Annotated in this window: 15 protein-coding genes; 6 read left to right on the top strand and 9 right to left on the bottom strand. The window is 51.2% G+C overall.

Annotated features, from left to right (window positions below):
• Positions 1–2 precede the first annotated feature (2 nt).
• The 4 genes from atpH to ACMGDE_RS00655 all read left to right on the top strand — a co-directional run bounded on the left by atpH (position 3) and on the right by ACMGDE_RS00655 (position 5560).
• The gene (gene atpH / locus ACMGDE_RS00670) at positions 3–551 is read left to right on the top strand and encodes an ATP synthase F1 subunit delta (protein ID WP_436830815.1); all 549 of its coding nucleotides are present in this window, start codon (positions 3–5) and stop codon (positions 549–551) included.
• A 188-nt stretch (positions 552–739) separates the two neighbouring features.
• Positions 740–2314: a F0F1 ATP synthase subunit alpha gene (gene atpA, locus ACMGDE_RS00665; protein WP_436830814.1), complete on the top strand. Its 1575-nt coding sequence runs from the start codon at positions 740–742 to the stop codon at positions 2312–2314.
• Between the two features lie 156 nt (positions 2315–2470).
• Positions 2471–3355: an ATP synthase F1 subunit gamma gene (gene atpG, locus ACMGDE_RS00660; RefSeq protein WP_436830813.1), complete on the top strand. Its 885-nt coding sequence runs from the start codon at positions 2471–2473 to the stop codon at positions 3353–3355.
• 264 nt (positions 3356–3619) lie between these two features.
• A complete protein-coding gene (locus tag ACMGDE_RS00655) occupies positions 3620–5560 on the top strand; it encodes a polysaccharide biosynthesis protein (RefSeq protein WP_436830812.1) in 1941 nt (646 codons plus the stop codon).
• An 11-nt stretch (positions 5561–5571) separates the two neighbouring features.
• On the opposite strand, the gene ACMGDE_RS00650 is transcribed toward ACMGDE_RS00655, so the two are convergent.
• A complete protein-coding gene (locus tag ACMGDE_RS00650) occupies positions 5572–6618 on the bottom strand; it encodes a 3-oxoacyl-ACP synthase III family protein (protein WP_436830811.1) in 1047 nt (348 codons plus the stop codon).
• Between the two features lie 145 nt (positions 6619–6763).
• Here ACMGDE_RS00650 and ACMGDE_RS00645 point away from each other — a divergent pair, with 145 nt between their 5' ends.
• Both ACMGDE_RS00645 and ACMGDE_RS00640 read left to right on the top strand, forming a co-directional pair.
• Positions 6764–7045, top strand: coding sequence for an ATP-dependent Clp protease adaptor ClpS (locus tag ACMGDE_RS00645; protein ID WP_436830810.1), 282 nt, complete (start codon positions 6764–6766; stop codon positions 7043–7045).
• 141 nt (positions 7046–7186) lie between these two features.
• Entirely contained in the window at positions 7187–9667 is a 2481-nt protein-coding gene (locus ACMGDE_RS00640; RefSeq protein ID WP_436830809.1) for a TonB-dependent receptor, read from the top strand.
• On the opposite strand, the gene ACMGDE_RS00635 is transcribed toward ACMGDE_RS00640, so the two are convergent.
• The 8 genes from ACMGDE_RS00635 to ACMGDE_RS00600 form a co-directional block, all read right to left on the bottom strand.
• The gene (locus ACMGDE_RS00635) at positions 9664–10365 is read right to left on the bottom strand and encodes a YjjG family noncanonical pyrimidine nucleotidase (protein WP_436830808.1); all 702 of its coding nucleotides are present in this window, start codon (positions 10363–10365) and stop codon (positions 9664–9666) included. The two genes, ACMGDE_RS00640 and ACMGDE_RS00635, sit on opposite strands and share 4 nt — an antisense overlap.
• A gap of 19 nt (positions 10366–10384) precedes the next feature.
• Positions 10385–11377, bottom strand: a complete 993-nt coding sequence (locus ACMGDE_RS00630; protein ID WP_436830807.1) for a glycoside hydrolase family 5 protein — start codon at positions 11375–11377, stop codon at positions 10385–10387.
• Positions 11378–11460: 83 nt separating this feature from the next.
• Positions 11461–12294, bottom strand: a complete 834-nt coding sequence (locus tag ACMGDE_RS00625) for a hypothetical protein (RefSeq protein ID WP_436830806.1) — start codon at positions 12292–12294, stop codon at positions 11461–11463.
• A 19-nt stretch (positions 12295–12313) separates the two neighbouring features.
• Positions 12314–14008, bottom strand: coding sequence for a RagB/SusD family nutrient uptake outer membrane protein (locus ACMGDE_RS00620; protein ID WP_436830805.1), 1695 nt, complete (start codon positions 14006–14008; stop codon positions 12314–12316).
• A gap of 11 nt (positions 14009–14019) precedes the next feature.
• Positions 14020–17247 (bottom strand): SusC/RagA family TonB-linked outer membrane protein, encoded by a 3228-nt coding sequence (locus ACMGDE_RS00615; RefSeq protein ID WP_436830804.1) that lies wholly within the window; start codon positions 17245–17247, stop codon positions 14020–14022.
• A 105-nt stretch (positions 17248–17352) separates the two neighbouring features.
• Positions 17353–18555: an AGE family epimerase/isomerase gene (locus ACMGDE_RS00610; protein WP_436830803.1), complete on the bottom strand. Its 1203-nt coding sequence runs from the start codon at positions 18553–18555 to the stop codon at positions 17353–17355.
• Complete coding sequence (locus tag ACMGDE_RS00605; RefSeq protein ID WP_436830802.1) at positions 18539–19723, bottom strand: glycoside hydrolase family 130 protein; 1185 nt, start codon at positions 19721–19723, stop codon at positions 18539–18541. The genes ACMGDE_RS00610 and ACMGDE_RS00605 overlap by 17 nt, the downstream gene beginning before the upstream one ends.
• A 22-nt stretch (positions 19724–19745) precedes the next feature.
• Positions 19746–21572, bottom strand: coding sequence for a sodium:solute symporter family protein (locus ACMGDE_RS00600; RefSeq protein ID WP_436830801.1), 1827 nt, complete (start codon positions 21570–21572; stop codon positions 19746–19748).
• Positions 21573–21582 lie beyond the last annotated feature (10 nt).

Genomic DNA, 21582 nt, shown 5'->3' with positions numbered 1-21582 from the left:
ACATGTCAGAGTTTAAAGTTGCGTCAAGGTACGCCAAATCGCTTATTGACCTGGCACAGGAACAAGGGACCTTGGAAACGGTCAGGCAGGATATGGAGCAGTTTGTGGCGGTGTTGCATGCAAGCACGGAACTACAAGCCGTACTCCGGAACCCTATCATGAAGCAAGATAAAAAAAGCGCTATCCTGGATGCGTTATTCGAGCAGAAAATTCATCCATCTATTACCGCGTTTTTCCATATCATGGTCCGCAAGGGGCGTGCCGGTATCCTGTATGCGACCGCGCAGGAATTCATTCGCGAATACAACGAGGTGAAGGGTATCGTCCATGCAACGGTCGTTTCGGCTATTGCCCTTTCGGCAGCAAATCTGGCGTCTTTGAAACAGGTGATTGCCAGCGAGATCAACGCCGACGTGATCCTGCAAAACAAAGTGGATGCATCGCTGATCGGTGGCCTGGTGGTGAAGGTGGGCGACAAGCAGGTCGATGCCAGCATCGCCGGCAAGCTGAAGAAGCTGGAACGGCATTTTGATGCGCAGGTGGTTAGTTGAGACGTTAGACACGAGACATCAGACATCAGACATCAGACGTTAGACACGAGACACGAGACGTTAGACACGAGACGTTAGACACGAGACATCAGACACGAGATATCAGACATCAGACGATAGCAGGAAACAAACGGCTAATAGCGAAAAATAAATAGTAAATAACAAAAGAAACCCCTAATATAACAAAGATGATAGAGGTAAGACCCGATGAAGTATCGGCAATTTTAAGAGAGCAATTGTCGGGCTTCAAATCAGAAGCCGAGCTTGAAGAAGTGGGTACCGTATTGCAGATCGGCGACGGTATCGCGCGTATATATGGCTTGACGAAAGTACAGTCCGGTGAGTTGGTTGAGTTTGAGAGCGGGCTGCAAGGCATTGTATTGAACCTTGAAGAAGACAATGTGGGTGTTGTATTACTCGGTCAATCCGATGAGATTAAGGAAGGTGATACCATCAAACGTACACGTCGTATTGCTTCGATCAAAGTAGGCGAGGGTATGCTGGGCCGTGTGGTGAATACACTGGGCCAACCGATCGACGGTAAAGGGCCGATTCTTGGCGATGTCTATGAAATGCCTATTGAGCGCAAGGCTCCGGGCGTTATCTATCGCCAGCCGGTGAATGAGCCTTTGCAAACGGGTATCAAAGCGATCGATGCCATGATCCCGATTGGCCGTGGTCAACGGGAGTTGGTGATCGGCGACCGCCAAACGGGAAAAACAGCGGTATGTGTCGACACCATCATCAATCAGAAGGAGTTTTACGATGCGGGTGAGCCTGTATTCTGTATCTACGTTGCCGTTGGGCAGAAAAATTCCACCGTGGCCAACATCGTGCGTACGTTGGAAGAGAACGGAGCGATGCCGTATACCATTGTGGTAGCGGCTTCTGCTGCGGATCCGGCGCCGATGCAGTTTTATGCACCCATGGCGGGTGCCGCGATCGGCGAATTTTTCCGCGATACGGGTCGTCCGGCGCTGATCATTTACGACGATTTGTCTAAACAAGCGGTTGCGTACCGCGAGGTATCCTTGCTGTTGCGTCGCCCGCCGGGCCGTGAAGCTTACCCCGGTGACGTATTTTACCTGCACAGCCGGCTGCTGGAGCGCGCGGCTAAAATCAATGCGTCTGATACCATTGCTCGCCAGATGAATGACTTGCCTGAGTCGATCCGGCCGCTGGTCAAGGGTGGCGGATCGCTCACGGCACTGCCCATCATTGAGACGCAAGCAGGGGACGTATCGGCCTATATTCCGACCAACGTGATTTCCATCACGGATGGTCAGATTTTCTTGGAGTCCAACCTGTTCAACGCAGGGGTACGCCCGGCCATCAACGTGGGCATTTCGGTATCGCGCGTGGGCGGTAATGCGCAGATCAAGTCTATGAAGAAAGTGGCAGGTACGTTGAAACTCGACCAGGCCCAGTATCGGGAGTTGGAAGCGTTTTCCAAATTCGGGTCGGACCTTGATGCGGCCACCAAGGCGGTATTGGATAAAGGGGTGCGCAACGTGGAGATCTTGAAGCAGCGCCAATTCTCACCGGTGTCTGTAGAAAAACAGGTAGCCATCATTTATGCCGGGACGAAGGGTCTGTTCCGCAGCGTTCCGGTGAATAAAGTAAAAGAATTTGAGGCCGAATACCTTCAACAGCTTGAACAGCGCCATCCAGAAGTGTTGAAAGCGCTGAAAGCAGGTAAGTTCGATGATGAGCTTACGGGGGTACTGAACAAGGTAGCGAAGGAATTGGCGGATAAGTATTAACAGGGGACATGAGATATCAGACATCAGACCTTAGACAATAGACATCAGACCTTAGACAACAGACAAACCAGTCTAGTGTCTAAAGTCTAGTGTCTAAAGTCCAGTGTCTAACGTCTAGTGTCTAACGTCTAGTGTCTAACGTCTAGTGTCTAAAAAATGGCAAATTTAAAAGAAGTAAGGAACCGGATCACTTCGGTATCTTCGACACAGCAGATCACGAAGGCCATGAAGATGGTCTCTGCGGCCAAGCTTAAGCGGGCTACGAATGCCATTGTGCAGTTGCGTCCTTACGCTGAGAAGCTCAGGGAAATCTTGGCGAATGTATCGGCCAGTGTTGAAGGCAGCGCTTCTCCTTATACAGTTGATCGTAAACCGAACAAGGTGCTGGTGGTCGTGATTGCTTCCAACAGGGGATTGGCGGGGGCGTTTAATGCGAATGCGATAAAAACGGCCAACCAACTGATTGCCGCGAAATACAATGCGCAACACCAGGCTGGAAATGTGAGCATATTGGCCATCGGCAAACGGGCACAGGATTATTACCAACGGCGCAAGTATCGGGTGATGGGCGATCACAATGAATTGTTTGCCGCCTTGAATTTCGAAAATACCGCTAAGATCACAGAGATGATCATGAAGGGATTTGTGGAGGGCGACTATGATCGGGTGGAGCTGGTGTATAATCGATTTAAGAATGCGGCCGTCCAGGTCCTGACCGCCGAGCAACTGCTGCCGTTGCTGCCGCCGACAGGGGAGTCTGCGCAGTCGAAACTGGAAGTGGATTACCTGATTGAACCCTCTAAGGAAAAGATCATCGAGGAGCTGATTCCCAAAGCGATTAAAGTGCAGCTGTACAAAGCGATATTAGATTCGCATGCTTCCGAACATGGGGCACGGATGACGGCGATGGATAAGGCCACCGACAATGCCGGTGACCTGTTGAAATCGCTTAAATTGTCGTATAATCAGGCCAGACAGGCCGCTATTACCACCGAGTTGACGGAGATCGTGAGCGGAGCCGCTGCGCTATCCAATGGTTAGCGGACCATTTGTGGTCCACAAAACGCATCAAAAAGGGCATTTTTGCCCTTTTTTCGTTTTATTGGATGGCCAAAAAATACCTACTGTTAAGTATATGTTTTACTAAACATTTCTTATATTTTTGCGTTGTATCTTTGAACGGCGTTTTTTATATAACGCTTGATTGCTTTTCAAGCATCAAGTACTGTTGCACAAGTTGTAGCAAATAGGCGGGGTAACTCGTTCGGTCGAGTAAGGTGAGTGAGGCTACATTATCTGAACTACATGAAAGAACTTATACTTCGCTTCAAGACCGTACCTCGTTGGGCAATATTGCTCTTAGATTGGTTAATCCTGACCTGGTCTTTTTCGCTATCCTATTTTGTCGCTAAACAATTTAATTTCCACGACATTATTCGGGGGCATTTTTTTATTTATACGGCAATATACAGTTGCATTGCGTTGCCGATATTTTTCCTGATGCGGATCCACACCGGGTTGATCCGGTATTCCGATACACGGGATATGTTGAAAATATTCTCAGCAATGCTGATCACCTCGGTCACGTATTTACTGGTCACCTACCTGGTCGTCAACCCGCTTCTCCATACGAGCGATGCGCATTTGGGATTGGTCCTGCTGATCAACTTTTTTATCGCGACGTCATTTCTCATCATGCTGCGCATCACAGTTAAAAGCATTTATTTTATGCTCATGCGGCGGGTACGGGATGTGGATACGGTGCGGGTATTGATTTATGGAGCCGATCAGAATGCGATCATGGCGAAGCAGGCATTGGAGAATAGCCGGGAGTCGAAGGTCATTATCATTGGGTTTATTGATACCGGAAGGAGTAAGCTGAACAGCTATATCGAGCGGAAAAAAGTTTACCATGTCAAGGATCTTGCGGCATTGAAAGATCGGTATGCCATTGATCAGATGATTTTCGTGAAAGATCATTTGGGCAGCCGGGAGAAAAAGGTCATCGTAGAGCGCTGTTTGCGGCTCGGAATTAAGGTGCTGACCGTGCCTCCGGCATCCGAATGGATATCGGGCAGGCTCCGCCCTCAGCAGATCAAGAATCTGCGTATCGAAGATCTATTGCAGCGGGCGCCCATCAAGATCAATAACGATAAGATATGTGATGATCTATGCGGCAAACGGATTTTGATCACCGGCGCCGCCGGTTCGATCGGTTCGGAAATCGTTCGTCAGGTGCTGCGATATGAACCCCAGATGCTGATCCTTTGCGACCAAGCGGAATCTCCCATGCATGAGATTCAGTTGGAGATCGACGAAACATTCCCATCAAGCAACGTGGTGGTGGCCATTGCGGACATCCGAAACCTGGAACGCATGCATCAGATATTCAACGATTATCGACCCGAGTTGGTTTATCACGCGGCCGCCTACAAGCATGTGCCGATGATGGAGCGGAATCCAGGGGAAGCGGTCAGTACCAATGTGGGAGGAACCAAGAATATTGCCGATCTGTCTATCCTTTTCGGCGTGAAGAAGTTTGTGATGATCTCCACGGATAAGGCCGTGAACCCGACAAATGTGATGGGGGCCTCCAAACGGATCGCAGAGATTTACACCCAAAGCCTTGACGGACAACAGTCACTGCAATTGATGGACACGGCCACCGGCAAGACCAAAATGGTGAAAGGGACGCGTTTCATTACCACGCGATTCGGCAATGTTTTGGGTTCTAATGGTTCGGTAATTCCGCGTTTTCGGGCGCAGATCGAAAAAGGCGGACCGATTACGGTGACCCATCCGGATATCACGCGCTATTTTATGACCATACCAGAAGCCGTGCAATTGGTATTAGAGGCCGGTACCATGGGCAACGGGGGTGAAATTTACGTATTTGACATGGGGAAACCGGTGAGGATTGTCGACCTGGCCAAAAAAATGATACAGCTGGCGGGACTTAAACCCGATCAGGATATTGAAATTGTCTATACCGGACTTCGCAGCGGCGAGAAACTCTATGAAGAGTTGTTGAACGACGGCGAGAAGGTATTGCCCACGCATCACGACAAGATTCACATCGCCCGCGTCAATTCCATCGAGCACGAGCTGGCCAAACGTTCGATTTACGAACTGATCGCGCTCAACGAACGGAGAAACAGCAGCGGAGTGGTCCGCAAGATGAAGGAGATCGTTCCCGAATTTGTCAGTAAAAATTCACCCTTTGAGGCGTTGGATTCGGCGGGTTAGCGTGGTCATGATCACCACCTGATCAGTGCGCTTCCCCAGGTAAAGCCAGCACCGAATGCGGCCAGGCAGATCAGGTCGCCTTCCTTGACTCTTCCTGCTTCCCACGCTTCACATAGGGCGATCGGCACCGAAGCCGCTGTGGTATTTCCATACCGTTGGATGTTATTGAACACGCGGTCGTCGGCTAATCCCAGTAACTTCTGTACATATTGGCTGATGCGGAGATTCGCTTGATGGGGCACGAGCAAATCGATATCTTTTTCCGAAAGGCTGTTGACGGCCAATGCCTCCTTGATGACTTCCGGAAATTTGACCACGGCCTTCTTGAACACCGCAGGCCCATCCATGTAAGGCAATGCTGCGCCGCTTTCAAGCTGTTCGGCGGTCAGGAAGAGACCGCCCAGTTCCTGCTCCGGAAACGGTGGCTTGTCCTTGAGCCATTTATTGGCGTGTGCTCCGGGATAATACATGGCTAACGACTCGGCTTCGGCACCATCGCTGTGCAGGTGGGTACTGAGGATGCCCTTGGTCTTTTCTTCGGTGGGCTGGAGCACGACAGCACCTGCACCGTCTCCGAAAATGACCGAAACATTGCGGCTGCGCGTCTCAAAGTCCATCGCGAACGAATGCTTCTCGCTGCCCACCACCAATACATTTTTATACATGCCTGTTTTGATGAACTGATCGGCCACAGACAGCGCATATATAAAACCTGAACATTGGTTTCGAACGTCTAACGCGCCGATTTCACGCATACCCATTTCGCGTTGCAACAAAACGCCACAGCCCGGAAAATAATAATCGGGACTCAGGGTGGCAAACACGATAAAATCGATGTCCCGAGCAGTGGTGCCTGCCCGCTCAAGCGCTATTTTAGCGGCTTCGATGGCCATGGTTGTCGTGGTTTCGCCGAGGCGACTGGCAAAACGGCGCTCTTTTATGCCAGTCCGCTCCTGTATCCACTCGTCGCTGGTATCCATGAAACGGGTCAGATCATGGTTGGTATATACCTGCTTGGGGACATAATATCCCATGCCGGCTATTTTGGATTGGTACATGTATCCCTTCCTCTCTTTGAGTTATACAATTGTACGGAAAATTTTATAAAAAAGACGTAATTTTTAGTCGCATGGCTTGTCCTTCAATGGCAGATGAGCGACCAATAACTTGCTTTTATATGCAAGTTTAGCTAAGTTTGCGTTCATGACGGTCGAGACGGAAGAAGAAACCTACACACTTGACGAGGTATTGGCGGCTATTACTGCTGCCCATCGGCTCATCCTGTGGAATGACGAAACCAATACCTTTGAACATGTGATCAATTGTTTGATCAAACACTTGCAATACACTGCGGCACAAGCGGAGAAAATAGCATGGAAAGTACATACCGAGGGCAAGTGTACCGTATTGGAAGGTACCTATTCCGAAGTGGACGTCTATCGCAAGATACTCAAATCCGAAGGATTGACCGTCAGCATCGAATAGTCCCACATGCTGTCAATGGTAACAATGTGACCGATGCGGCCCCCAAGCTGTAATAATGCGGTTACCATCTGCCGACAAATGCAATAAAAGCACAATCTTTGCGGCCAAATAATCAGATACGCTTTAATTGAGGGCAAATTGATGAATGTTGGTTACAAAATAAGGATCGGGTATCTATACTTATTGACGGTATTGGCATTGCCGCTGAGCGCGGTTTCGCAAGAGCGGAACGTTGCTGTATCGGCTATCGTCATTGATGAGGCCTCAAAAGAGCCGGTGGGGTTTGCCAGTGCGGCATTGCTGACGCAAACATCGAAAGCCTATGTCAAGGGAATGCAGACCGTGGATGACGGTAAAATCCTATTCACCGACGTGGCTCCCGGGGTATATGCCTTGCGGATCACTTATGTGGGATACGAAGACTATTTGAAAGAAAACATTGTCGTCGAATCGGGGAGGGATATCAATTTAGGCAGTATTTTGATCAAATCTTCCGGTGAATTATTGGAGGAAGTGGTGGTAGAAGGCACCCCTCCGGCGATGGAATTGGGTATAGACCGGAAGATTTTCAACGTGGCACAGAGCACCATTAGCGTGGGGGGTAACGCATCTGATCTGCTGGCGAACGTGCCATCCCTGCAAGTGGATATGGATGGCGGTGTGAGCCTGAGGGGATCGAACAGTGTACGGGTACTGATCAATGGACGGGAGTCCTCGCTGGGCGGTGGGGATGTCGCCCAATTGCTCCAGTCCGTGCCAGCAAACCTGATTGAACGGGTGGAGGTCATCACTAATCCCTCTTCCAAATTCGATGCCGAGGGGCAATCGGGCATTATCAACATCGTATTGAAGAAAGAGGCCCGGATCGGATTGAACGGTACCGTTAACGCTTCTGCGGGTTCGTATGATAATTACAACGCTGGGGTGAACCTCAATTTCAGGGGCGACAAGTTTAATTATTACGGGGGATACCAATTCAACAGGCGAAACGGTGTGGGCAATGGCTTCAACAGCACCCAGCAGTTTTCCAATAACAGCCTCACCGAAAACCGCAATGGAAGTAATCGGCTCGGGCTCAATCACAGCATACAGCTGGGTACGGACTATTACATCACGGATAAGACCGTGATCGGACTATCGGGGGACCTCAGCCTCCGGGGCAACAGCCGAAATGAGGATATGGCTTATTTATACTTCAATCATCCGCAGCTGACGGGCACCAGTGACCGCACATCCCGCCAGGAAGAGGATGATCTCGGCTTCGATCTGGATCTGGACTTTGAACATCGTTTTGCCAGGGAGAACGAATTGCTGACGGCAGATGTTGACTTTGGCCGTGAGACCGAAGAGGGAGTGAATCGGTTTGACCAGACCTTTACCGATCCGGATATGCCGCTGGACAGGCGGATCAACAATACAACAGAGGACGGCAGGCGCTTCCGGGTGCAGGTAGATTATGTGCTTCCAATGAGTGAGGAGCACAAATTCGAGGCCGGATACAGCACATCCATACGACGGTCTGACGAAGGCCAGCGCTCCGAATATTTCGAGGTGGAGCAGGATATGCTGGTGCCGGATTATGACCTGACCAACGATTTCAACATGAAGGATATCGTGCATGCGCTCTACGCCAACTATCAGCAAAAGCTCACAGAGACCTTGGGATTCCAGGTGGGGCTGCGGGCCGAACAGGCCTATTTGAATACGGAATACATTTCTTTTGATCCGGAGATCCCCGCTGAAGACCGAAATGCGGTGGGTAAATTGGATTATTTCAGGGTATATCCCAGTATCTTCCTGACCCAGGAGTTCGGGGATAAAAACCAACTGCAAGCGAGTTATACCCGGCGGGTAAGCCGACCGAGGGGATGGCAGGTCAACCCATTTGTGGATGTATCCGATCCGATGAATATCAGTCAGGGCAACCCCAACCTGTTGCCGGAAGATATCCATTCATTTGAACTGGGCTATGCAAAATTCTGGGAGCAGATCACCTTGACATCATCTGCTTACTACCGCCGGGTGAATGATGTGGTACAGCCCATCATTACCGAAGCAGCGGGACAGGATGGGGTGACATTCTCGCAATGGGATAATATCAGCCGGAATGAAGCCTCCGGACTGGAACTGATATCGTCCATCAAGTTTGGGAAAAATATAGATGCCATGGTGAATGCCAACCTGTATTACAGCAAGTTTTACGGCAGCGAGGAGCATAATATCGCTCCGGCGGATGGGTTCAACTGGAACGCCAACCTGACGGCAAATTACCGGATCAAACCTTGGCTGTCTGCTCAGGCGCGCGCCGAATACCAAGCGCCAGAGGTCATGGCGCAGGGTAGGGGTATTGAGCAGTTTGTCATCGATGCGGGCGTGCGCTGGGATGTGCTGAGTAAGAAGGGAAGCATCATGTTCAACGTGCGGGACCTGCTTAACCAGCGCCGTTGGGGTGGGTATACCCAAACGAATGAATTTTACCGGTACTTTGAAAACCGCTTTATGCGCCGGATGTTTATGGTGTCATTCAACTACCGGTTTGGCCGCCAGGATTTCGAGGACCGGGAAGAGCGGCGCAAACGGGAAGAAAACAACGATTTGGGCGGCGAGGAACCGCAATTCTAGAAAAGTGCCTGAAGTTCTTCCAGCGCGGCGATGCTTTGCCTGACATCCGGCGGTACTTCGGTATTGTTGGGATTGAAATAAATGGCGTCCATCCCGACATTTTGTGCACCCCGTATATCCGCTTCAAGACTATCCCCAATCATGACACTTTCACTGATCCGCGTGTTGGCATTGCTGACGGCATAGTGAAAGATCTTTGGATGGGGTTTATGGACCCCCACGATCTCCGAAATCACCACCGTGGAGAAATATTTCTTCAGGTCGCACTTCGTCACCTTGATTTCCGCGGCATCGCTGAAGCCGTTTGAGATCAGGTGCAAGGTGTATTTTTCCTGTAGGTATCCAAGTGTTTCATGCGCATGCGGAAAAAGGTTGGTCTTCTGTGGGCAGAGCCGAAGGTAATCGGTTTCAAAAGCGCTTGGAAATAACGTCGGGTCTAAACCTAATTCGACGAACGTATCGGCGAAACGTGCTTCCCGGAGCTGGGTTTTCGTAATGTGACCATTGTGGTACTGCGCCCACAGGCGGTGATTATTGCGGTTGTACGTTTCAATGAACAACGCGGCCGACGGGATACCCAGTCCATTGAACTGGTAGGTATCGAACAGCTCCATCAGCGTTTCTTCCGCGTTCTTTTCGAAATCCCAGATGGTATGGTCCAGATCAAAAAAGATATGCCTTTTGCCTGTGTGTTGCATATGGCAAAGATAGGGACTTTTACGGAGTGTTGCGTTGCCGGAGCTGATCGCGGATATACTGTCCTGCCGCTGTCAGGTGATCTGGCGACCAACTACCCGAAGTCGGTGCGCCGGGACGAAGCAGCGCGGTGGTCTCCGCTTTATCGGTCATATTCCAGTTTGCCCAGCTTAGCTGCCGTTCTTCCATCCAAGCCATCCACTGCTTGGTTTTTTCGCCGTCGAATACACCGTCGCCATTGGATTCGCCCACCCCCCATTCGGTCACAAACAAGGGGAGCCCCCGTGCTAAGGCCACTTCCGCCTTGCGCCGGAGACTGTCCTGATGATGGGGGTCGCTGGCGTAGAAGTGGAAGGCGTAGGCAATGTTGCCATAGCCCGGGATAGGGTCAGCGGCGGCGATGTCTACATCCTGGTCCCAATGGGGACTGCCCATAACAATCAAGTTGTCGGGATCATGCTTTCGGATCTCCCGTATGACATCCAGCGCATACGCCTTGATGACCGGCCAGGATTGACGCTCAGGCTCGTTCCATATCTCATAGATGATATTAGGGGTACCGGCATACCGGCGCGCCATTTCTGCAAAAAAAGCCTTAGCCGCATCCCTGTTCTTATCAGCGTTATGGTCGTGCCAGTCAATGATGACATAAATTCCCCGTTTTATGGCGCGGTCGGCTACCCGCTGGACGAGTGCCGCCTGTTCATCGGGTTGTTGCAAGTATCCGCTGTCGGGCTCCACGGCCATCGACAGGCGAACGAGTGAGACCTTGAAATCATCCACCAGCCAATCGACCACTTGCTCATTATAGTACTTCTTGCCGCCCCACACACTCCAGGAGAAGCTGATCCCGCGTAATTGCGGGGGAACACCATGCTGGTTGACAATGCGCCCATCCGCCACCGAAAGCGGTCCGTGCGCTGCTATCGGATGGATGCGTGGTGAGCAGCTGCAAATCATGCCTGCTATTAGCAGGGCAAGTGCAAGCTGGAAGCGATTCGGAAAATCCTTCATGGTATCGAAGTTAAAAAAAGCCGTCTGGAAAACGAAAATAATCGCGATTTCCAGACGGCTAAGGTCCGATAATAATTGAAGAGCTAGTTTGCGGCTCGGAACATCCAGAACCAAGCTTCTCCCCAGGCGGCAACACCCGCGGCAGCATAGCTCAGCGCCATCCGGCCATCATCCAAGATGAGGATATCATATTCGTAGACGGGGGCATTACCTTCATTAGGTGATTTGCCGCACAATACCGTCACCCCCCTGGTCGTGAGTTTTCCTTTCGCCCACACCGATCCGTCATCTAAGGTGGTTATTTTCGTCATGTCAAATGAAAACGTTCCGGTTTCCGTTTCACCGGTTGACATGATTTTCGTCAACTGGGCGCCCCGCAACGAGAAGACCATTTTGGCTCCTGCGCCTTCTCCCGGCGCCTGCCCATCAATATCGGCTACGGGGAGTGCCCACCATGCAGGCGCGACATTACCCATATAGCCTCCATTGCCCCACACTGCCGGTTGGGTATCATCCCAAACCCATTCCCGTTCGCTACCCCCGGTGAGGAAGCCCCATTCCAACGGTACCTCAAAAGTCAGCTCGTCTACGTTGACGGTCAGCGTTTTGGTAATTTTCGTGCCATCCGGATTGAGGCCGGTGAATAGGATTTCGTTGTCACCTTCCGACACCAGCAACACCGTATCGGTCTTCTTTTGGGTCACGCCCACGCCGTAATCCCACGAGGATAATACCGGACTTTTATTGTCCAGTACTACCTTGTTTGAGTTTTTGCCATCGACGATGACGGGCGTTGCCGTAATCTCCAATTGGTCAGCGGTGATGGCTCCGCCCATATCGAGGCGGTCTTCAATCGGTTCGCAACCCATGTACATCGCGCCGAGTGCGGCAACGATAAAAAATATGATTCGTTTCATGATTTTTCTCATTTAAGTATTACCATCCTGGAAATTCGTCTGCGACCGTTCCCCATCCTGCATTTTGTGTCAATACGCCATCGGACAGGGCTATCTGCGACTGCGGGATCGGCCAGAAGCCACCAGTAGCTTCAAACCTTGCCCGGTATCCACCCCCAAAGGCACGCATTTGGGTATCGACACTTTTATTTTTGATGGCGACACCTTCTTGGGCAGCCAGCGCATCCGCCGCATCATGCCAGCGCATCAGGTCGAAATAGCGCAGGCCTTCAAATGCCAGTTCCCATCGGCGCTCCCGTTTGAGGGCATCCAGCGAATAAGGAACTGCCGGCAGCTTAGCGCGGGCCCGTACCCGATTCAGTCCGACATTGTCTTCCTTCAATTCAGATTGCATGAGCAGCACATCGGCAAAGCGGATCAGCACCAGGTCCTGGGTATGGGCAAGTTGGTAGTCCGTAGGCGCCGCATCTTTCAAGATCGCATATGAAGGAAGGAGGTTTCCTTCGCTATAGGCGGTTACGGGCACATATTTCTTTTGCCAGAATCCGGTCTCTTCCATCTGATTATCGGCACCATAAATGTAATTTTCCAGATCAGTTTCGACGTTAATGATGGATCCGGTCCGCCGGATATCAGTGGGTTCAGCCTGCCGCCATTGGTTCCACAGGGTGGTATTCACCGGACCTGCGCCCCAACCCTGACCAAAGGGGAACGTGCCGGCCTGTCCATTATTGGAGCGTAGGCCAAAATGCAAGTTGTATTGATTGGCGTAACCCAGCATATATTGATCGCCCCAGTCGACCAACGTTCCGAACTTTATCGCAAAGACCGTTTCTTTGTTGCCATCACCTTCCCACTGCAAGCCATTTTCCGATACATAATCGTAGTCCTCAGCGGTATATTCATTGGTATATGGCCAAAGGTTTCTGAAATCCGATACCAGATCGTGTCCGCTATTGCCGATGCACTCTTCCAACCAGGCGATCACTTGAGCCTTAGTGATCTCGCCGCCGTCGTTTGCAACGGGGAGCGCTGTTTTATCGTAATATCCGGTATAGAACAGGAATACCCGTGCGGCTAACGCTTGGGCGGCCCATTTGGTGGCGTGGCCGGAGGCTACGCTGGTATAGGGCTGACTGGGCATGAGCGAAATGGCCTGTTGCAAGTCGTACGCAATTTGGGCGTAGGTACTATCGGCTGGTGCTTTTGGTTTATTTTCGGCTTCCGTCTGAATGACCAAGGGCACTTCGCCGAACATTTGGGACAGCTCGAAGTAAAATAGCGCCCGCAGGAAATGAACCTCTCCGAGGAATTGATTCCGCTGGGCATCACTTTGCCAGCCTGTTACCTGATCCAAGGTCCCAATAGCGGTATTTGCCCGGTAAATCCCCTGATAACGTGCCGTCCAGTAGGTTTCAAACCGGCTGGGTTGGGTGTTCATCAGGTGGTCGATTCCCTGCATATCTTTGTCATTTTCGCCTCCCCCTCCAAAACGATCATCTGACGCTAATTCTGCCATGTAGAAATGCGTGTTTTGCGGATTGGATATGGCACTGCTGAACGAAGAATAAATTCCCGTCAACATTGATTCAGCATCCGCCAAGGTAAGTGGGAAGTTCCCCGTATTCTTCTTATCGTAACTTTCGGTATCCAAAAAGCTTTCGCAACCGGTTAAGGTCAGGCTAAAAGCAATTATATAGAGTAGCTTTTTCATCGTTATGCGTATTAAAATTTAAGATTCAGTCCAAGCAGGAATGTCCGCGGACTGGGATAAAAACCCAGGTCAATTCCCGATACCCAGCTTTGATCATAACCGTAGCCGATTTCCGGGTCCATGCCGGAGTAGCCGGTAAAGGTGTACAGGTTCTGAGCGGTCAAGTACAAGCGTGCCTGGCCAAACGGCATTTTCGGAAGCAGGGATTTGAAGTCATACCCCAATGTCACATTTTGGATTTTTACAAAGTCGCCATTTTCAATGTAAATATCCGAGACGTACTGACTGTTGGTATGGCTACCGCTGGTAAGCCGCGGGTATCGGTTGGATGTTCCTTCTCCGTGCCAGCGTTCGAACACCTCGGTGGTATAGTTTTGCAGCGGGCTGTCTGCAAACGAGCGGTAAGATTTGGCAATCTGGTGCCCGAAAGCACCGGTGGCCGTGACGGATAGGTCTAAGCCTTTATACCCAAAATTGAGGCTCATGCCGCCGGTAAAGTCCGGATGCGGATTGCCGATCATTACCCGGTCGTCGGTGGTAATGGTACCATCGCCGTTGGTATCGGTAAAAATGACGTCACCTGGCTGGGCCGTAGCTAATACGCCTAGTCCCCTGGCGCGGTAGTCTGTGATCTGCTCGGCGTTTTGGAAAATGCCATCGGTTTTGTATCCGAAGAAGTATCCTACGGGATACCCTACCTGCGCCCGGTACATCTCGGTGGTGCCCTGGCTCAGCACATTATCAGCGCCATGAATAATGCCTTCGTCGTTTTCGATGCGTTTCACCTCATTCTGGTTATAGGCACCATTGAGACTGATGCCATAGCGGAAGTCGCCGATGGTTTCGTTCCAATTCAATCCCAGTTCAACACCTTTGTTTTCGATATCCCCCCCGTTGATAAAGGGGGCATTGGTGCCATATATGGCCAACACAGGCGCCTGAACAAGCCAGTCGATCGTACTCTTCCGGTACCAATCGAATACCACCCCCAGCCGGTCGTTGACGAACCGCGAGTCAAAGCCGATGTTCAACTGTTCGGAGGTTTCCCAGGAGATGTCGGGGTTGGGCAGTACATCGGGATAGGCGCCATTGACCAGCGTATTTTTATTATTGCCGAAATAATAGCCACTTTGTCTGGTGATAGCGATAGTAGCCAGGTATTGGAAGGGGTCGATACTGGAGTTGCCATTCTGGCCCCAGCTCGCCCGGATCTTGAAGAAATTCAGCCAGTCTGAAGATGATTGCATGAAAGATTCATTGGTCAGCACCCAACCGGCAGCCGCCGATGGGAAATAACCCCAACGGTTACCCCTGGCGAAATTGGATGAACCATCCGCCCGCATAATGAGGGAAGCCATGTAGGTTTCCTTGTAATTATAGTTAACCCGACCGAAGAAGGAAGCCAATACCCCATCCGGCCAGTGCTGACCGCCTACCGTGGGGGTGAATCCATCATATCCCTGTCCGTTGATCACCCAGGCATTTTGCCAGCTCCCTGGAAATGAGGAGTTGGCGGTAGTGGCGCTCAAATCTTCTCCCAGACCCCATCGCTCTACCGATTGACCAATTACAGCGTCAAAATTATGGGAGTTATCCAGCGCCCATTGGTAGGCAATCGTGTTCTCCAAAATCCAGTTGTAGCCCTGTCCTTGATTCTGAGAGATGTCGTCCACTGCATTTTGCGAAGTGGTGGATAACTGGAAGGCTGGCGTATATGATCGATAAGCGTTTGCTTGGAGGCGGTATCCAAAATTACTCCTGAACTTTAGGTTCTCGATCGGCTGAATTTCTAAGTAAGCGTTGGTCATCAACGTATGGTTCTTGCTTCGATTGAGTCCCCGCCGATAATGCATGTCAGCAATTGGGTTAGCAGTCGCACCATCGAACGCCCATCCGTCGGCCACTTTGCTGGCGTGATCGTAGTACCCGCCGTCGGCGTTGTACACAGGGAGAAGCGGGTTGCCCACCAACATGTTATGGATGTCGTTCCAATAGATGTTACCAATGCCAATGCCCGCCGTTGTGTTGTACGCATAGGTGACATTTTCGCCAAATTTGATGACATCGAAATCATCATTTTTGAGAATAATGTGCTCAGAGTTGAGCCGCACGGTGTGGCGTTCTGAATTGGGGGACACGGGTTTTCCGAAAATTCCGTCTTGTATGGCTAAGGAATAACCAAGCGAGAATCGGGATTGCTCACCCCCACCCATTAGGTTGACCGCGTGGTTTTGGGTGATGGCATCGTCGTTGTGGATTTCGCGTAGCCAGTTTGTGCCGTTCCATGTGCCGGCCATTGCCTGTTCATACTGGTTGGGAATTAAGGTAGCCCAATCGTAGGGGGCTAGGCCCTCGTTGAACCGGCGCTCGTCTTGAATGGCCATGTATTCCTTCGCGGTCAGAAGCGAGGGCATTTTGTAGGCATTCTGCATGCCCAGGTACGTGTCGTAGCTCAGCGTCAGTTTGCCGACCTTGCCCTGCTTGGTGGTGACCAATACCACGCCATTGGCGGCGCGGGCACCATAAATTGCTGCCGATGCCGCGTCCTTTAAAATGTCGACCGATTCGATGTCCGAAGGGTTGAGCATATTGATGTCTCCTCCAGCTACCCCGTCAATCACGTACAGCGGAGAAGAGTTGCCGATGGTTCCGATACCCCGTACGGTCACTTTGAATCCTTGGCCGGGCATGCCGGAACTTTGGGTAATCTGCACGCCGGGTGACTGGCTCTGTAGTGCTCCCAAGACGCTTGAGGTGCTCAATTTTTGCAGGTCTTCACCCTTCACCTGTATGGTCGCACCGGTGATCAGCTTCTTCTTCTGCGTGCCATAGCCGATGACCACCAGTTCTTCCAAGGTGTTTACATCATCTTCCAGCGTCACGTTAATGACCGACTGATTATTGACGGTGACTTCCTGGGTGACGAACCCAATAAAAGAAAAGGTCACCACAGCATTGGCCGTCGTTAGTGCCAAACTGTATTGCCCCTGCTCGTCGGTCGTGGTCGCCGACGTGGTGCCCTGCTCTTTGACGGTTACCCCGGCTAATGGTATTCCCGATGCATCGGTAACCGACCCTGTGATGCGCGTTTGCATCGCGCCTTGATTGATCCCGATCGTCGACGAGTAATGGCCATACACGTTTGGCACACTCGAAACAACGATGAGATATAAGGCTAAACATCCCATTGCAGAATGTAACGCCCTGTCCTTGCTTTTTTTGTAGAATACGGACCTCATAGTTATAATATTAAATTTACAATTGATTAACTGCGATTTTATACTGGTTTAATATAGCAAAAATATTGGCCAATGCGGTATTGAATACGATACGCATCATGACCGTCAACTGGTCAGTCGCATCATCTCCAAACAACACCGACTATTATGATAGGGGCATTTCCAGAACCCCGCTTTGTCTTCTGGCATGATCTCGCCGCTTCCATCCCGTCCCCAAAACCATTCTCCGTTTTCGCGGTCTACGATATAATCGATAATGTATTGCCAAATGTCCGAGGCGCGCTCGGCATAGCGGCTATCACCGGACAGCAGGCTGGCATGGTAGAAGCCAACCACCGCCTCCGCCTGGACCCACCAATGCTTCTCCTCGATCAGCCGGTTAGCGATGGGATCGAGCTCATAACACAGGGCGCCGGATTCATCGACCCACTCCGTGCAGGCCTGGGCGAGCCGCAGGGCCAAGTCCCGTATGGCGTCGGGCACTTGTCCGTGGTGAATGGTGCTCGCGGCTTCGCAGATCAACCAAGAGGCTTCGATGTCATGGCCAAACGATTGAAGGGGCGACTTGACCTGCCAATGTTCGTCAAAGAATAACGTCAAATGATCGTGGCGATCCACAAAGCGGCGTTCGAAAAGCTCCAGCAGGGCCGCAATACGCTCCTTCAATGAGGGGTCTGGCCATACCTTATACAAATTGGTATACGCTTCCAAGATGTGCAAGTGCGTGTTGAGCGTTTTCTTTTCGTTATCGTCCTTTTCGCTCAGCTTGAGTTGATCGGTCGGGGTCCAATCGCTGGCTAACGCCTCGATGTACCCGCCGTTTTTGCGATCAGCACTGTACCGCTCGATGCAGGTGTAAAGTTGCTTGGCAAGCACCAGTATCCCCTCATCCGCCCGGACTTTATAATATTCGGTCAGGCCATATATGGTGAAGGCAATTGCGTAGATCTGTTTGCGGCTATCCGCCGGGCTTCCATCTGCCTGTACCGACCAATACACGCCGCCATATTGCGGATCAACAAAGTGCTGCCGGATATAACGGTATGCGGCATCCGCCATTTCCATGTATTGGGGTGTGGGTGCATGACGATAACCGGCCGAGAACGCCCATAATATACGAGCGTACATGACCGCACCGGAGGGGACGCCGTCATCAGTCCGGTTTTCATTGTCTACCTTGGGATGGAAGCGACCACTGGCGTGATCATAAACCACATCCGCCCAATAGTCCAGAATGCGGCACAGCTCGGTTTCGAATCCAGCGGCTACCCAGGAGTGCCGCGTACGCTGACTATCCAATGTGTTCATTCTGGTTGGTTAGTTTTTTGATGTTTTCGACCGAAGTAGCCGAATAGAAGCCATCTTCGGGCGTTTGCAACACATAGTCTATCAGTTGGTCTATCGAACTCAATGCGACATGCAGCCGCGTATCCGACGATGCATAGTAGATGTATACTTTGCCATCGTCATCGACGATCCAGCCGTTGCAGAACACCACGTTGGATACATCGCCGATGCGCTCCTCGCCCTCGGGGGCCAGGAAATAACCGGCCGGTTTATGGGTGATGTTGGTCAGGTCATTCAAATCGGTCATAAACATATAGAGCACGTACCGTAGACCGGCGGCGGTATGTCGCACGCCGTGTGCCAAGTGCAGCCATCCCATCGCTGTTTTAATGGGCGTGGGGCCCTGGCCATTCTTGGCTTCATAGACCGTGTGGTATTTTTTGGCATCGATGATGTGCTCGTTATCGACGATGGCATGTTCCATGCTGTCTGCCAGGGCCAAGGCGATGCCGCCTCCCGTTCCTGCTTCGATGAAGCCGTCCTGCGGACGTGTATATAGGGCATATTTGCCATTGACAAATTCCGGATGAAGCACGACGTTACGCTGTTGAGGCGAATGGGTCTTCAGGTCGGGGAGGCGCTCCCAATGTTCCATATCGCGTGTACGGATGATGCCGCATTGGGCGATGGCGGCGGATTGATCAGCTTCTGGAGCGGTGCGATCGCGACGCTCGGTACAGAAGAGTCCATACACCCAGCCGTCTTCATGGGCAGTAAGCCGGATGTCGTACACATTGGTATCCGGGTCAGCGGTTTGCGGGATGCTCACCGGATATTTCCTGAACCGGAAATTGTCGATGCCATTTGGACTTTCCGCGACGGCAAAGAACGACTTTCGGTCGGTGGCTTCTACCCGGACCATCAGCAGGTAACGCCCCTGCCATTTGATGGCACCGGCATTGAAGGTCGCGTTGATGCCCATGCGCTGCATCAGGAATGGATTGCTGTGCCGATTAAAATCGTACTGCCATTCCAGCGGTGCGTGGGCAGCGGTGAGCACCGGATGGTTGAACCGGGTGAAAATCCCATTGTCTGGCCATATTGGTTCATTCTTACGGGTAAGCAGGGCCTCATGCCGCGCTTTTAAGGCGACTCTTTTCGCTTCGAAATCAGTTATTGACAGTGACACAATCTTAATGTTATTGAATGAATTAATCTTCAAGTTTATTCCACCATGTTTGTTTTAGGACGATGACGATCACCCCCAACAGTGATACGGTAACCCATAGTTCGGTTTTCATCATCAGCACGATGTACATGGGCAAGATGGTCAGGCAGAGCTGTCCGATGATGCCCAGTGCAACGTTGAATAAATCCCTGCCCAAGTTTTTATTCGGCAGGAATGCGGGATTTTCAGCCACGACCAACCGGTGTACAGGCTGCCAAAATCCCCAGGGCCTCACCGTGCGGTAAAACCCCTTAAGGATCTCCATATCGGTAGGCGGAGTAGCGAGCGAGCCGATGATGCATCCAGCTAATGATAATATAAACAACAATGGGAAGTAGTAAAGATCCAGAAAATCGAATACCAGGGGAAATATCAATGCCGGCACGATCCCGGCCAGCATACCCCAGAAAAAGCCAGCGGCATTGAACCGCCACCAATGCCATTTCAGCAAATTGGCTGCGATATAGCCACCATACAGCGCCGATACGATCCATTGCAAGATGCTGTTTACGTCCTGGGTGAAAAACCCGATGACAATGCCTATTGCGGCAATTAGGATTCCGGAGGTATAATTGACATTTCGGATGGTTTTGTTGGATGCATCAGGCTTGACATACTTGAGGAAAATATCGTTGGTAAAGTAGGCTTGCGCGGCATTCAACGTACCGGCGAATGTGCCCATGAAAGCAGCCATCAGTCCAGCCAATAGCAGTCCCATCAGGCCTGCGGGAACGAATTGCAGGATGGCCGAAGGGAGTATCTTTTCGAAGTCAACACCGTATGCCGAATCAAGCTCCAATTGTTCATAATATAAAAGACCCAGCACGGCGAAGCCGATGACCATAGCATATCGGATGGGCAAAAGGACCACCGATACCAGACCACTCATCTTTGCAGCGTCTTTGGGCGACTTGGTCGACAGTATTTTCTGCATATCATAATTCGGGGCCGGGCCGGCGAGGCTCGCAAAGATGCCCTTGAACAACATCATCATGAAAAAGACCGAAAATAAGCCGAACCCATCGCTCGCGACCTTCTCATTCACCTCATCGATGATACCCGTCCAGTTCAGGTCATCTAATGTCAAACCAAAAAACGGCGTAAACCAGCCCTCCGGAACATGGAGTGGCTTGACGGCCAAATGCTGAGTGGCGATGACGGCCACGACGATGGCTGCCGTGGACATGATGATGTATTTGATAACATCGCCGATGACGATGCTGGTCATACCCCCCAAGATGGCATAGAACATGGTGAGCAGGCTGAATACCACGCCATAAACATGCGGGACATATCGGGGTGCTACCGTAAACGGCACATAGGATTCGACAGCGCTCCAGGGGATGAATATCTCGACGAATTTGCCCAGACCGACGAAGCCATACGCAAGGAAGCCAAAACAGCTGATTAACGCAAATATCACCACAATGGTGTGGGAGGCCAATACCCCGCGCCCCGTGGTACCGAAACGGGTGCCCAACCATTCGGCACCTGTGGTGACATTGCTCCGCCGCAACCATACGGATAAATACATCATGAGGAAAATCTGGTTGAAGACCGGCCAAAGCCACGGTATCCAGATACTTTTCATCCCATATACGAAGGCCAGGGTAACCATCCACATCGTGCCGGAGATGTCAAACATATCCGATGCATTGGACATACCCAATAGGTACCAAGGCAATTTTTTGCCGCCAAGGAGATACGATTCCTTGTCACGTTGGGCGCGCTTTTTCAGCAATATGCCCAATATGATCATGGTGATCAAGTATACAGCGATGATGAGGATATCGAGGGTCTGGAGCTTCATGATGCAAACG

The sequence above is a fragment of the Parapedobacter brassicae genome, from assembly GCF_051400755.1.
Lineage (GTDB): Bacteria > Bacteroidota > Bacteroidia > Sphingobacteriales > Sphingobacteriaceae > Parapedobacter.
Note: the sequence above shows the minus strand (reverse complement) of the source record. Positions and strands in the feature narration are given on the sequence as shown.